The organism is Paractinoplanes aksuensis, assembly GCF_024137025.1.
Lineage (GTDB): Bacteria > Actinomycetota > Actinomycetes > Mycobacteriales > Micromonosporaceae > Actinoplanes > Actinoplanes aksuensis.
On sequence record NZ_JAMYJR010000028.1, the window covers coordinates 124,060 to 136,953 of the forward strand.

Genomic DNA, 12,894 nt, shown 5'->3' on the forward strand with positions numbered 1-12,894 from the left:
CCGGGCTTCTGGGCGGCGGCTGCTCGACCAACGATGTCCTTATCCATCCGGTCACGGGTCGATATCACGATTGCGGGAACCCAGCCGGGTGGCTTGCCGCCGACAACGCCGCAGCGGCTACTGGTTCGGTGTCGTAGAGCTCGGACTCAGACTGCCGGCTCGCGCTCGCGGCGGCGGGTGACGAGGTAGCCGAAGGCGGCGGCGGTGAAGAACATGACGATGCCGTAGACGGCGGCCGGGACGGCCATCTCGGTGCTGTTCAGCAGGGCCGGGCTGACCGCGATGGCGATGGCCAGGGTGCTGTTGTGGATGCCGATCTCCATGCCGACGGCGATCGACTCGCGGCGGCCGACGCCGGCCAGCCGGGGTGCGCCGTACCCGATGGCCAGGCTGATCACGTTGAAGACGAGCACCGCCAGACCGACGGACACGAGGTAGTCGGTGATGTTGTCGCGCTCCCGCAGCACGGTGCCGGCGATCACCGCGACCAGCACGACGACGGACACAATTTTCACCGGCCGGGCCAGCCGGTCGGCCAGCCCCGGGAACCGGGCCCGCAGCGCCATGCCGATGGCCACCGGCACCAGCACGATCGCGAAGACCTGGAGCACCTTGTCGAACTGCAGGCCGATCGACCCGGCATCCGGCAGGAAGTGCGCGGCCGAGAGGTTCACGATGATCGGCAGGGTGACCACCGCCAGCACCGAGTTGACCGCGGTAAGGGTCACGTTGAGGGCCACGTGCCCGCCGAACAAATGGCTGTAGAGATTCGCCGTCGTGCCACCCGGTGACGCCGCGAGAAGCATCATGCCGACTGCCAGTACGGGTGGCAGGTCGAGCGCCACGACCAGGGCGAAGCACAGCGCGGGCAGCAGCAGAACCTGGCAGCCGAGCGCGATCAGGGCCGCCTTCGGATAGCTGACGACGCGCCGGAAGTCGGCCACGGTCAGGCCGAGACCGAGGCCGAGCATGATGATGCCGAGCGCGATCGGGAGACCGACAGTGGTCAATGGCGAGTCCATGCCGCTGCATTCTGCCGCAGTGTTGATCTCGGCCCCATTGCCCGAACGGACATCGACATCCGTTCATGTTTGACTCGATCACTTAACGAGTTCGAAACTTCTCTGAGAGCGCTCCCCGAAGCGTGTAGCCCGAGTAGAAGGGCGAACCCATGACTGTCCGCACCCGCCTCCTGGTCGCTGCCATCGCCACCGGCGCCCTGGCCGCCCCGATCGCACTGGCCGTCTCGGCCGGCGCCGCCCTGCCCCCGCCGCCGTCGGGCTGGACCCAGGTCTGGGCCGACGACTTCACCGGCGCCGCCGGCACCCTGCCCAACGGCGCCAACTGGATCATCGACACCGGCACCAGCTATCCCGGCGGCCCGCCGCAGTGGGGGACCGGCGAGATCCAGACGTACACCAACAGCACCAGCAACGTCGCCCACGACGGCGGCGGCAACCTGCGCATCACGCCCCTGCGCAACGGATCCGGCCAGTGGACCTCGGCCCGGATCGAGACCCAGCGCACCGACTTCAAGGCGCCGGCCAACGGGGTGCTGCGGATGGAGGGCCGCATCCAGATGCCCAACGTCACCGGCAACGCGGCCCTCGGCTACTGGCCCGCGTTCTGGGCGCTGGGCGCGCCCTACCGCGCCGACCGTTACAGCTGGCCTGCCATCGGCGAGTTCGACGTGATGGAGAACGTCAACGGGATCAACTCGGTCTGGGGCGTGCTGCACTGCGGCGTGAACCCGGGCGGGCCGTGCAACGAGACCAACGGCCTCGGCGCCAGCCGCGGGTGCCCCGGCTCGACGTGTCAGGGCAACTTCCATACGTACGCCTTCGAATGGGACCGCAGCGTCTCGCCCAATCAACTGCGGTGGTACGTGGACGGCCAGCAGTTCCATGCCGTGAACCAGAACCAGGTCGGCGAGCCGCACTGGAGCAACATGACCGGCCACGCCGGCTATCACATCCTGCTCAACGTGGCCATGGGCGGCGGTTTCCCCAACGGCGTGGCCGGTTTCGGCACGCCGACCAGCGCCACCGTGCCCGGCTATCCGATGCTGGTCGACTACGTCGCCGTCTACACCCGCGGCGGCGGAACGACACCCCCGACCACACCGCCTCCCGGGGGCGTGCGGGACGCGTACGCGCAGATTCAGGCCGAATCGTTCAACGCCCAGTCCGGCGTGATCGTCGAGACCGCGAGCGAGGGCGGGCAGAACATCGGCGCGATCCGCACCGGCGACTGGGTGCAGTTCAACAACGTCGAATTCGGTACGGGCGGGGTGCGCGACTTCGTGGCCCGGGTCGCCTCGGGTGCGGCGGCCGGGATCAGCGGTCTGGTGGAGGTGCGCATCGACAACCGCGGCAACGCGCCGATCGGCAGCTTCGCCCTCGGCAACACCGGCGGCTGGCAGAGCTGGCGGTCGGTGCCCGGCAACGTGGCCAACGTGTCCGGCCGGCACACGGTCTTCCTGACGTTCACCAGCGGGCAGCCCGACGACTTCGTCAACGTCAACTGGATCCAGTTCCGCCGCTGATCTCTCCTGGCTTCGTGCCATGACGCCCGGTCTCTCCACTGCGGAGGGACCGGGCGTCAATAACGTCTCCCGTACCACAACGGGGACAGGAGAAATTCCATGCAGTTCAATCAGGTACGCCGCCGATCAGTGCTCGCCGCGGCCGTGGCCGGAATCGTCGCCGCGTCGTCGGCGGCCGGTCCGGCGTTCGCCGCCGACCCCACCGGCAGCCTGGCCGGCGTCGTCCGCGACACCCAGGGCGCCGTCGTGCCGGACGCCGTGATCGGGGTCTTCGCCGACCCGTCGAGCGACGCCGTGCAGGAGTTGCAGGCCGACAGCCGGGGCCGGTTCACCGTCTCGGGCCTCGAGGCCGGCGCCTACCAGGTGCGCATCGGCCTCGGCGGCTGGTCGGAGTGGGCCCCGGGCCGGATCAGCGACCCGGCCGAGGCCCGGACCTACCGGGTGCGGGCCAACCGCACCACGACCGCGAACAGCGTCGTCACCGCGGCCGGATACATCGCCGGCCGGTTCTTCGGCCCGGACGGGCAACCGGCCGCCCACGCGGCGGTCAACGTGACCAACGCCGACAACACCTCGGAGCACGGCGGCACCACCGCGGCCGACGGCCGGTTCCGGATCAAGGTGCGACCCGACTCGACGTTCATCGTCAACTACGCGGTCGGTGCGCTCGGCCAGTACGTGCCCCACACCTTCGACCCGGCCCGGGCCACCCGGTTCTTCGTGGGCTCGGGCGAGACCGTGCGGGTGACCGACCGGGCCGCGGCCCTGGCCGGGATCTCGGGCCGCCTGACCGACGCCGCGGGGGCGCCGGCCGGGGGCGTGTACGTCAGCTTCCTCAACGTCGACACCGCCAACCAGTCGGACACCATGACCGGGTCCGACGGCGCCTACGACTTCAGCGGCCTGCTGGAGCCGGGCCGCTACAAGGTCCGGTTCAGCGCCGGCGACAACTCGCAGTACGCCCACCAGAAGCCCGACTACGACTCGGCCGACATCATCACGATCGCCTCGGGCGAGACCGCCGTCGTCGACGACCAGCTGCTGTGGGTCGTGGCCCCGCAGTAGCCACCAGGGTGCCGCCCCGGCTCACCGCCGGGGCGGCACCGGTGTGTCACCGAAGTGTGAAGGTGCTGTCGGGTGTTCGCGACATGTCGTGCATAGCGTTGCCGGACAACGCGACCTACGGAGGTGCACGATGAATTCCGGAACCGGCACCATGATCCGGCTGGGCGACGGCAGCCATCTGAGGCGCGAACCGGCCCAGGACGTCCGCGGCCACCGGGTGGTCGACTGCGAGGGCAAGGAGATCGGCCGGGTCGATGAGCTGCTGATCGACCCGGAGCGCGAGAAGGTGCAATTGCTGCAGGTCGAACACGGCGGACTTTTCGGCGTCGGCGCCGGTCCTTTGTACATTCCGGCTGACTGTGTCGACAGCGTGACCGAGGAGACCGTGCGGCTGGACCGCACCCGAGTGCAGGTCGCGGGTGCGCCCGCCGACGAGCCCCTGGCTGATCTGTACGAGTATTACGGAATCGAGCCGCACGGAACGCCGGATCGCGTGCCCTGGACAGCCAAGTTGTTCCTCTGATGTTCGGCTTGTGCGGTCAGTGACACAGTTTTTATGTCAGTGGGCCCGGGTATGCTGCGGATCGATCATGGTCACGACGGCGTCGCCGCTCGGGCCAACGGGGAGGTCGCAGTGCAAAAACTAGCGGGTCGCTACCGGGTGGGGGAAGTCCTCGGCCAGGGTGGCAGCGCTGTGGTTCGTTACGGGTTCGACAGCGTATTGAAGCGTCCCGTGGCCATCAAGATGTTCGACGTGTCGGCGACCGGCGTTCTGCTCGAGGCCCGCACCGCGGCCGGGCTCAGCCATCCCAACATCGCCCAGGTCTACGACTACGGCGAGATCGTCGACAGCGACACCCGCACCCCGTACCTGGTCATGGAGTTCGTCGGCGGCGAGACCCTGGCCGACCTGATCGCCCGCACCGGCGCCCTGCGGTGGCGCCGCGCGGCCGAGATCGCCGCCGAGACGGCATCAGCGCTGGCCGTCGCCCACGCGCAGAACCTCGTCCACCGCGACGTCAACCCGCGCAACATCATGCTGACCCCCGACGGCGTCAAGGTGCTCGACTTCGGCATCGCCGCCGTCGCCGGCCAGCCCGCCATCGACGCCAACGGCGCGCTGTGGGGCAGCCCGGCCTACCTGGCCCCCGAACAGCTGCGCGGCGAGCCCAGCTACCCCGCCGCCGACGTCTACGGTCTCGGCCTGCTGCTGTTCGAGAGCCTCACCGGCGCCCGCGCCTGGCCGGGTGAGCACGTCGGCGCGGTCCTGGCCGCCCGGCACGACCGCCCCGCGCCCCGCCTGCCGCGCCTGGCCGGGGTGCCGCGCGAGCTCGTCCGGCTCTACGAGGCGGCCACGACCGAAGACCCCGACGCCCGCCCGGCCGCGGTCGAGCTGGCCGAGCTCTTCCGCCGGGCCGGCCGCCCGGCCCCGCTGACCCGCCAGGTGCGCCCGGTCGCCACGATCCGCCCCGCCGACCAGTCGGCCGTCCTGCTGCCGGCGCCGGTCACCTCGCGCCAGCGGTCGCGGCGGCGCGCCCTGGTCGTCGGCTCGGCCGCCGTCATCGCGGCCATCGTCAGCGTCGTCGGAGTGCAGCTGGCCAACGGCACGGTCACCCCCGGCGGCCGCGAGGCCGAGGCCGCGGTCGAGGGCCCGCGCCCGGTGGCGACCTCGCCCCAGACCAGCCGGCCCACCCCGTCACCGTCGGCCTCGGTCCGGGTTCGCGAGACGACCGAGACCACCACCACGCAGGTCCGCAAGAAGACGCCGAAGACCAGGACCACCAAGGCCCCGTCGTCCGCGCCGACCACCAAGGCTCCGTCGTCCGCGCCGACCAGCCCGCCCGCGACCACGAAGCCCCCGGTGAAGCCGACCCCGACCGACGACGAGACCACACCCCCGGTCGAGCCGACCGAGCCCACGGTCGAACCGACCGACCCGGGCACGACCGAGCCCACCGAACCCACCCCACCGACCACCACCACCGACCCCGCCACCACGGGCGACGACAACCAGCGCAGCCTGGTTTAGGGGAGCGTTTCCGGCTCCACGTGGATCACGATCACCAGTAGCGTGGCTCGGGTGATCGCCACGCACAGGTCGCGTCTCGTCCGGAGACCGGCCGGCGCCGCACTGAGCGGCTCAACTGCTGGTCGGCTTGGTCGCGGGGTAAGCCGGTGATCGTCGACCCCGGCCGCCCCCACGACAAAGGTGATCATGGAGCAGCACTGCGCGGCCCGGGAGGCGCTCGGCTACCGGTAAGGCCTCTTGCGGAAACTGTCCGCACAGTCAGCGGATGAAGAGCACCGAGCGCGCCTCGCCGGTGCCTTACTACGAGCAGCTGTATGACGTGCTGCTCGACGACATCCGTCGCGGCGAGCTCTCCCCGGGTGGCCGCGGCCACCGGCGTCCGCGACGGCACGTCCTCGCTGACCGCGGCCCTGCAGGACGCGGGTTACGTCGCGGCCCGGGCCAAGCGGGTCGTCCACGCCGTCCCGGCCGACCGGGTGCTGGCCGGCCACCTCGACGTTCCCGAGGGCACGCCGCTGCTGCGCATCCGGTCCATCACCTGGAGCAAGGCCCAGGTCGCCTTCGACTACTACGAGACCTGGCTGCGCACCGACGTCGTCCCGCTCGAGGTCGACGCGAAGACGTCCTAAGAGCCCTCGTCGGAGGTGAAGCCGCGTTCCAGGCGGCTCAGCACCTCGGCGCACCGGCGGGCGGCGTCCAGGTCGTCGCCGAGGATCGTGGCCAGTTCCTGGGCCCAGGCGGCACGCAGCACGCGCAGATTGTCGGCCGCCCGCCGCGTCGGGCGCACGGCGATGCCGCGGCCCGCCACGGCCGTACGGGAAATCATCTCTTTGTCCTCGAGGCTGCGCAGCGCCGTGCTGACGTTGGTGCGCTGCAGCTGCGTGCGGCGGGCGATCTCGCTCGGGGCGGCGCCGGGGTAGAGGTCGACGACGCGCATGACCTGCCGCTCGGTCTCGGTGAGGGCCACCACGTGCGGACCCTCGGGCGTGCGGGCGCGCACGAGCCGGCCGACGTTGAGGATCAGGTCGGCCAGATCGGCCAGGGCTTCGTCGGCGGGCATGGCGTCATCCTAGTGGATTATGGCACCATAATTATGTGCTCATAACTCGTGTCGATCATCGACTGCGGCTGGCGCTGATCCTGGGGTCGCTGAGCGGTTTCGGCCCGCTCACCATCGACATGTACCTGCCGGCGATGCCCGGCATGGCCGACGAGCTGCGCACCAGCCCGTCGCTGGTCCAGCTGACGCTGACCGTGTTCGTTGTCGGTCTGGCCGTCGGACAGGTGATCGTGGGGCCGCTGTCCGACAGCTGGGGGCGGCGGCGCCCGCTGCTCACCGGCATCGTGCTGTACCTCATCGGTTCGGTGTGGTGCGCGGTCGCGCCGACCGTCGAGTGGCTGATCGCCGGGCGGGTCGTGCAGTCGCTGGGGGCGGCCGCGGGCATCGTGCTGGCCCGGGCCATCGTGCGCGACCTGTTCCAGGGCACGGCGATGACCCGGTTCTTCTCGACCCTCATGGTGGTCAACGGGGTGGCGCCGATCCTGGCCCCGGTGCTCGGCGGGCAGCTGCTGCGGGTCACCACCTGGCGGGCCGTGTTCGTCGTGCTGGCCGGCATCGGCCTGGTGCTGCTGCTCGCGGTGGTGTTCACGCTGCCCGAGACGTTGCCCGCGGACAACCGGGCACGCACCGACCTGCGAACCTTCCGCACGCTCGTCACCGACCCGTCCTACCTGCGCTACGTGCTGACCGCGGCGCTGATGTTCGCCGCGGTCTTCGCGTACATCTCGGGGTCGTCGTTCGTGCTCCAGGACGCGTACGGGCTCAGCGCGCAACAGTTCAGCCTGGTCTTCGGCCTCAACGGGCTCGGCATCGTGCTGCTCGGCCAGCTCAACGGCCTGCTGGTGGGGCGGGTGGCCGCGGAACGCACGCTGCTGCGGATCAGCCTGACGATCGCCACCCTGGGTTCGGCCGGCGTCCTGGCCGGCGCGACGCTCGGGCTGCCGTTGCTGTTCCTGCTGGTCGCCCTGTTCGTGGTGGTCTCGATGCTCGGGATGGTGCTGGCCAACGCCACCTCCCTGGCCTTGGACGGTCACGGCGGCGCGGCCGGCGCCGCCTCGTCGTTGCAGGGCTTGCTGCAGTTCCTGATCGGCGGCCTGGCTGCCTCGGCGATGAGCCTGCCCGGCCCGGTGACCGCCACCGCCATGGCCGTCACGATGCTGATCTGCTCCGCCGCCGCCCTGACCGTCCTGCTCCTTCGACCCGTTGTCCCGCAACCGGCAGATGAGTGAGTGACGATTCTTCTGTCCATTGTCGACGGCCTATGTTTTGCTGCTGGTGGTCTGCCATTACTCAACCGGTGGTGTCCCATGGCTCGTGTCGGACAGGATCAGCCCGCCGTCGCGGAGTCCGGCGAGAAATCCGCTTCTCTCGAGTTGGTCGGTGGCGCGTTCGTCGCCTTGGCCACGCTCCTCGGCGCTCTGGTCGACCTGGAGTCGTCCGGGAACTCCCGATCGGTCGCCTGGCAGTTGCTGGCGTTCGTGGTCGTTGCCGCCGCTGTGATCGGGCTCCTGTGGAGACGCGGCAAGCTCACGCGAGGTCAGCTCACCCGGGCGCTCGTTTTTGTGCTGTTCGGTTTCTTGCTCGCCGGCGGGGTGATAGCGGTCAACCTTTGGAAGAGCGAGCACCGTTCGGAGCCCATCACGATCTCCAGCGTGGCGATCGACCAGGAAGGGGTGTTGCAGGATGGCGGCGACCTATTTCTCAACCAGCTTCCCAAGGTCGAATGTGAATGTCCGGTCAGTGGCTCCGCCCTCCGCACCGACGACGTGCTCAAGGCGCACTGTCAAGTGAACGGCGCCTGGATCTACAACGCGGACATCGAACATGAGAAGGCCGTCCGGAACGTCGCGTTCTTCAAGTCGAAGCGCTGGTACGGCGCGACCGACGAGGACGGGCGCTCGGGGTACATCTCGGAGGTCAGGGTCGATCAGGATGACCGGGGCGGCTTGAACCTGCCCGACTGCCGCCGAGGTTGACCGGCGCTTCATCAGCGCCCGCGTTGCCGGCGGCACCGACACGCCGCCGAGCCGTCGTTGTGGCGCTGGGCGATACGCCGTGCGCGACGATCACAGCATGACTTCCGGGGTGTGGACCGGTGACGACGAGCGGCACAACGATGCTTGTCACCACCGGTGGGTCAAGGAACGCCATCGCGTGACCGGCGATCCGGACTACCCCGAGCACTGGTACGACGAGCAGTGCGGCGGATGCGCGTTCTGGATCGCCCTGCACGGCCGGCTCGGGGCCGACTACGGTGTCTGCTCCAACCCGGTCTCGGCGTTCGACGCCCGCGTGCGTTTCGAGTACGACGGATGCGACGCCTACACGGGACGAACCGACGGCTCGTTCGGATGATCTCGCGTAGCCTCGGGTGATGGCCGAGTCCGACGTTCTGGATGTTTCCCGGCTGTCGGCGGGGCTCTTCGTCGAGTATCTCGGACTCACGAAGAGCGGCCCCGACGTCACGATGGTCGGCGCCGGGGATCCACCACCCCTGTGTGATCGGCTGTGGCGCGGGCACCCCGGCGTGATCAGTGAGCCCATTCCCCAGCACGTGCTGGTCACCTGGGCCGGGCTCGAGGAGACGGTCTCCAGTTTCCTCATCGGTTTCAGTTGTGATGACCTTGGCCTGTTCCACGGTCTGGGCGTCATCTCGGCCGAGGAGTACGAGACGCGGCGCGCTCGGGTCCTGGCCGGGCAGGCGCCGGCCTAGGGCCACGCGTTGCCGGCGAAGGCGCCCAGCCGGTCGATCGCCCAGGACAGGACGATGTCGCGCAGGGCGGCCGCCTCGTCGTCGCCGTACAGGTCGGTGTTGCGGGCCCGGGCGAAGCGGTCGAGGTGTTCCGCGCTTACTTCGACCGCCACGTCGGCCGGGTGCAGTGGCAGATGTGGGAAAGCCGCCACATAACCCGGATCGCGTTGGAGCGGGCGGGCGCCGGGATACTCGCGCGGGCTCGGCAGGCCGAGAACAACGGACCGGTCGTACGCGGCCCGGGCGCGCTCGGCGTCGGCCGGCCCACCCGGCGTAATCGTCACGCGTACCGGTCGTACGCCGAAGTTGCTGCAGTTGGAGAGGTCGTCGCCGCACACGTTGGGGACGGCGAGCACGTCGATCAGGGCCACGAACTCGATGTGATCGCCGGGGCGGGCCACGTTGCGCAGGATGACCGGTTCGCCGTCGGGGCCGGGGGCGGTGTGCATGAACAGGTTCAGCGACTCGTGCAGGTCCCACGGGTCCAGGCCGTACTCGCGCTGGGCCTCGTTCTGGATCTCCTGGCAGTTCGTGCGGTCTCGCAGGCCGAAGAACGCGCTGTAGATCAGGCGGCTGCAGAACGGGAACTGGGTGTCGGTCGTCGCCGTGCCGCCGGTGATCGCCATGATCGGGCGTTCCCACGGCGCGTTCGACCACAGCACGTCGCCCGGTCCCGGGTGCAGGCCCTGCATTCCCCGCGTACGGCCGACGTGCAGCCGTTCGCGGCCGTCCGCACGGTTGAAGACGTTGAGGTCGACGCACTGGTGCCCCTCGATCTGCTCGATCCGCAGCACCTGGCCCGCCGCCACCTCGAACGCCTTCCCGGTGCCCGGCTGAAGAATTTCCCCCGTACGGTCGGATGGCCCGGAAGTTGGGGCCGGAGTGGCCCGGTTCTCATGGACGGACGCGTCTGCCAGCGCGGCGCGCACGAGGTCGCCGACGTCGCCCAGGTGGGCGTCCCGGTCGGCCACCGTCCGCAGGAAGTCGTGCTGCTGGTGGTTGAGTCGCAGCGTGATCACCGGCGCTCCAGCCACGGGCGCAGGCCGTAGTTGACGGCGGCGTTGAGCACGATGAGCAGCACCGCGCCGAACATCATCGGGGTCGTGACCAGGGCCCGCACCCAGTCCGGCATGGTCGCCACGAACGCCTCGGGCAGCCACTGACCGCCCAGGGCCAGGATGAACGCGGTGCCGGCCACGGTCAGGTTGAGCTCGTCCCACCGCACGGTGCTCATCATCTGCACGCCGCTCATCGCGATGATCCCGAACAGCACCGTGGACGCGGCGGCCAGCACCGCCCCGGGCAGGCCAGCCACGAAGGCGCTGAACACGGGCAGGAAGGCCAGGGCGATGGCGATGACCCCGGCCGCCATGGTGACGAACCGGCTGCCGACCCGGGTGACCCGGACAATGCCCGCGTTCTCCGGGTAGGACGCGGTGCCGAGACCGCCGAACAGGGCGCCGGCGACCGACCCGGCGTACTCGGTGAAAAGGCCGCGGTTGATGCGCTCGCGGGTCAGTTCGGTGCCGCCCCAGCGCGAGACGAGCGTGTACATGCCGACCGCCTCGGCGCTCGACTCGAGGAAGGCCAGCAGCATCAGCAGGACAGCCGGCCAGGCCACAGCGAACCCGAACGGCAGCAGCGACGGCGGCCCGACGAACGCGACCCCGGAGAAGTCGGGCAGGCTCCACAGGCCGGTCACGGCGGCCAGCACCGAGCCGACCAGCATGCCGATGAGGACGGCGGCCCGCCGGATCAGCGTCGTTCCGCCGAGCAGCAGACAGGCCACCACCGTGAGCAGGGTGGCCAGGCCGACCCAGAAGAGGTCCCAGCCGTACCCGGGCCGGCCCTCGGCCCCGAACCAGCCGGGCAGTCCCAGGGTGGCCAGCTGGGCCCCGATGATCAGGCAGATCGTGCCGTAGACCAGCGGGTCGGTCGCGAAGCGCAGAAAATGGATCAGCACTCCGAGCCGGCCGATCGGGATCGTGAGCAGCATGAAGATCAGCCCGGCCACGATCATCGACCCGAACGCGGCGTCGAGACCGTAGGCGGCGCCGGCCGCGAGCACGGCCGCGAAGAAGGCGGCGGTCGGGCCCTGCACGATGGGCAGCCGCACGATCCGGCTCGACTGCAGCACGGTGACGACCCCGGCCAGCAGGAACGAGGCCTGGATCATGGCGGTGACGTCGCCGGTGGCGAGGCCGAGGGTGATGCCGATCAGCACCGGGAAGACCCAGATGGCGGACAGGGTCAGCAGGTGCTGAACGGCGAAGAGCAGCAGTTTGGGCGGCTGGACGCGCTCATCGAACCCGACGTCCAGCACTGTCTGGCGATCCGTTTCGACATCCACAACCTTGGATGCTACGGCGTCCGGCTCCTATGTGGATCAGACGATTTCGCCGTCGATCACCTGATCGTCGGTGACCGGGGGCTTCGGCTTGGTGAGATCCAGGCTCGCGAGGTGCGTCCTGAGCCGGTTGGCCATCGGCAGGAAGGTGGCCAGGGTGAGCCCGCCCGACACGACCGCCCCGATGAGGGGGATCGCCTTCGAGACCGTCTTGGCGAACGTCTGCTTGGTCATCCGCACGCTGAGATAGGCGGCGACCTTCTTGACGACCGGGTAGATCACGCCCTGGGTGAGCGCCTTCTGCGGCAGCTTCCGGGCCACCGTCTTGGACAGTTCGGCGGCCACCTTTCCCACGGCGGCGTTGGCCGACTGGGTCCCGAACATCACGCCGACGAAAAGGGTCAGCATGCCCTTGGTCGCGTCGTCGAGTTCGTCGCCGTCGTCGGACAACAGATCGGGCCAGCTGTACAAATAGGCGAGCTTCTGGGCGATGCGCAACATGTGACCGAAGTATTGGGCCATGTCGGCCGGCACGGTGGCCGGCAGAAAAAGCAGGCCGGGAATTCCGGCCGCGGCCGACAGGGCGCTGACCTTGGCCGTCTCGTACCGGATCGACTCGTTGGCCACCCGATCGAGCACGTCGAGCGGAATGTTGGCGACGGCGGGAGAGTGGTCGACGGCCCGCCGAATGTCATCCTCGGTGCAATACCGGCTGAGCGCGCTTCGCAGGTAGGCGGCCCGGTCGATGCGAACGCCGGGCAATTTGGCCGCGCCCACCAACAGGGCGGTGAAATACGATTCCGGATTCTCGGCCAATTCTTTCTCGCTCACGGGCAAGAACGTACAGCACACCGCGAGCTTCATCCAGTTCCCGGCACGCGGCCGTGAAGAGTGATCGGTATGGCGGAACCCGGAGTGGGCAGCGCATTCGGTGCATCTCGTGTCGTTGCTGGGCTTTCGGGGTCGTCGGCCCCGGTCCGGTCGTGCCGGATTCACCGGCGGCCTCGATGCTCGTGGCCTCGTACAATATGGCCATGTGGGGCATGGTGGGTGAATTCGTGAGTAGTGCCGTAGGTGGGTTCATCGGCGGCCTTGC

Annotated in this window: 14 protein-coding genes; 9 read left to right on the top strand and 5 right to left on the bottom strand. The window is 69.5% G+C overall.

The features are described 5' to 3' along the window. Nucleotides 1-146 precede the first annotated feature (146 nt). Nucleotides 147-1,022 carry a bile acid:sodium symporter family protein gene (locus M1L60_RS25660; RefSeq protein ID WP_253240067.1) on the bottom strand — a complete coding sequence of 292 codons (876 nt, stop codon included), beginning with the start codon at nt 1,020-1,022 and terminating at the stop codon, nt 147-149. A gap of 149 nt (nt 1,023-1,171) precedes the next feature. Here M1L60_RS25660 and M1L60_RS25665 point away from each other — a divergent pair, with 149 nt between their 5' ends. The 5 genes from M1L60_RS25665 to M1L60_RS25685 all read left to right on the top strand — a co-directional run bounded on the left by M1L60_RS25665 (nt 1,172) and on the right by M1L60_RS25685 (nt 6,268). After that, on the top strand, nt 1,172-2,545 hold the full coding sequence (locus M1L60_RS25665) for a carbohydrate-binding protein (RefSeq protein WP_253240068.1): 1,374 nt from the start codon (nt 1,172-1,174) through the stop codon (nt 2,543-2,545). A 99-nt stretch (nt 2,546-2,644) separates the two neighbouring features. Beyond that, nucleotides 2,645-3,610, top strand: a complete 966-nt coding sequence (locus tag M1L60_RS25670) for a carboxypeptidase-like regulatory domain-containing protein (RefSeq protein ID WP_253240069.1) — start codon at nt 2,645-2,647, stop codon at nt 3,608-3,610. A gap of 130 nt (nt 3,611-3,740) precedes the next feature. Continuing rightward, nucleotides 3,741-4,133, top strand: a complete 393-nt coding sequence (locus tag M1L60_RS25675) for a PRC-barrel domain-containing protein (protein WP_253240070.1) — start codon at nt 3,741-3,743, stop codon at nt 4,131-4,133. 51 nt (nt 4,134-4,184) lie between these two features. Then, nucleotides 4,185-5,639 (top strand): serine/threonine-protein kinase, encoded by a 1,455-nt coding sequence (locus M1L60_RS25680; RefSeq protein WP_253240071.1) that lies wholly within the window; start codon nt 4,185-4,187, stop codon nt 5,637-5,639. Between the two features lie 359 nt (nt 5,640-5,998). After that, complete coding sequence (locus M1L60_RS25685; RefSeq protein WP_253240072.1) at nt 5,999-6,268, top strand: UTRA domain-containing protein; 270 nt, start codon at nt 5,999-6,001, stop codon at nt 6,266-6,268. Here the strand turns inward: M1L60_RS25685 and M1L60_RS25690 are convergent. Beyond that, nucleotides 6,265-6,699 carry a MarR family winged helix-turn-helix transcriptional regulator gene (locus M1L60_RS25690; protein ID WP_253240073.1) on the bottom strand — a complete coding sequence of 145 codons (435 nt, stop codon included), beginning with the start codon at nt 6,697-6,699 and terminating at the stop codon, nt 6,265-6,267. The genes M1L60_RS25685 and M1L60_RS25690 overlap by 4 nt on opposite strands. A 35-nt stretch (nt 6,700-6,734) precedes the next feature. Between M1L60_RS25690 and M1L60_RS25695 the strand changes: the two genes are divergently transcribed. The 4 genes from M1L60_RS25695 to M1L60_RS25710 all read left to right on the top strand — a co-directional run bounded on the left by M1L60_RS25695 (nt 6,735) and on the right by M1L60_RS25710 (nt 9,412). Further along, on the top strand, nt 6,735-7,928 hold the full coding sequence (locus M1L60_RS25695; protein WP_253240074.1) for a multidrug effflux MFS transporter: 1,194 nt from the start codon (nt 6,735-6,737) through the stop codon (nt 7,926-7,928). Beyond that, nucleotides 7,929-8,675: a hypothetical protein gene (locus tag M1L60_RS25700; RefSeq protein ID WP_253240075.1), complete on the top strand. Its 747-nt coding sequence runs from the start codon at nt 7,929-7,931 to the stop codon at nt 8,673-8,675. Nucleotides 8,676-8,772: 97 nt separating this feature from the next. Further along, complete coding sequence (locus M1L60_RS25705) at nt 8,773-9,054, top strand: DUF3027 domain-containing protein (RefSeq protein ID WP_253240076.1); 282 nt, start codon at nt 8,773-8,775, stop codon at nt 9,052-9,054. A gap of 19 nt (nt 9,055-9,073) precedes the next feature. Then, entirely contained in the window at nt 9,074-9,412 is a 339-nt protein-coding gene (locus M1L60_RS25710; protein ID WP_253240077.1) for a hypothetical protein, read from the top strand. On the opposite strand, the gene M1L60_RS25715 is transcribed toward M1L60_RS25710, so the two are convergent. The 3 genes from M1L60_RS25715 to M1L60_RS25725 are packed head-to-tail and all read right to left on the bottom strand — an operon-like array spanning nt 9,409 to nt 12,629. Then, a complete protein-coding gene (locus M1L60_RS25715; RefSeq protein ID WP_253240078.1) occupies nt 9,409-10,470 on the bottom strand; it encodes a DUF1989 domain-containing protein in 1,062 nt (353 codons plus the stop codon). The genes M1L60_RS25710 and M1L60_RS25715 overlap by 4 nt on opposite strands. Further along, nucleotides 10,467-11,801: a uracil-xanthine permease family protein gene (locus tag M1L60_RS25720; protein WP_253240079.1), complete on the bottom strand. Its 1,335-nt coding sequence runs from the start codon at nt 11,799-11,801 to the stop codon at nt 10,467-10,469. The genes M1L60_RS25715 and M1L60_RS25720 overlap by 4 nt, the downstream gene beginning before the upstream one ends. 36 nt (nt 11,802-11,837) lie before the next feature. Beyond that, nucleotides 11,838-12,629 carry an EcsC family protein gene (locus M1L60_RS25725; protein WP_253240080.1) on the bottom strand — a complete coding sequence of 264 codons (792 nt, stop codon included), beginning with the start codon at nt 12,627-12,629 and terminating at the stop codon, nt 11,838-11,840. Nucleotides 12,630-12,894 lie beyond the last annotated feature (265 nt).

Bases quoted from the DNA above. Each gene is read 5' to 3' on its own strand.
- M1L60_RS25660 (WP_253240067.1), bottom strand. From the start codon at position 1,022: ATGGACTCGCCATTGACCACTGTCGGTCTCCCGATCGCGCTCGGCATC.
- M1L60_RS25665 (WP_253240068.1), top strand. From the start codon at position 1,172: ATGACTGTCCGCACCCGCCTCCTGGTCGCTGCCATCGCCACCGGCGCC.
- M1L60_RS25670 (WP_253240069.1), top strand. From the start codon at position 2,645: ATGCAGTTCAATCAGGTACGCCGCCGATCAGTGCTCGCCGCGGCCGTG.
- M1L60_RS25675 (WP_253240070.1), top strand. From the start codon at position 3,741: ATGAATTCCGGAACCGGCACCATGATCCGGCTGGGCGACGGCAGCCAT.
- M1L60_RS25680 (WP_253240071.1), top strand. From the start codon at position 4,185: ATGCTGCGGATCGATCATGGTCACGACGGCGTCGCCGCTCGGGCCAAC.
- M1L60_RS25690 (WP_253240073.1), bottom strand. From the start codon at position 6,699: ATGCCCGCCGACGAAGCCCTGGCCGATCTGGCCGACCTGATCCTCAAC.
- M1L60_RS25705 (WP_253240076.1), top strand. From the start codon at position 8,773: ATGACTTCCGGGGTGTGGACCGGTGACGACGAGCGGCACAACGATGCT.
- M1L60_RS25710 (WP_253240077.1), top strand. From the start codon at position 9,074: ATGGCCGAGTCCGACGTTCTGGATGTTTCCCGGCTGTCGGCGGGGCTC.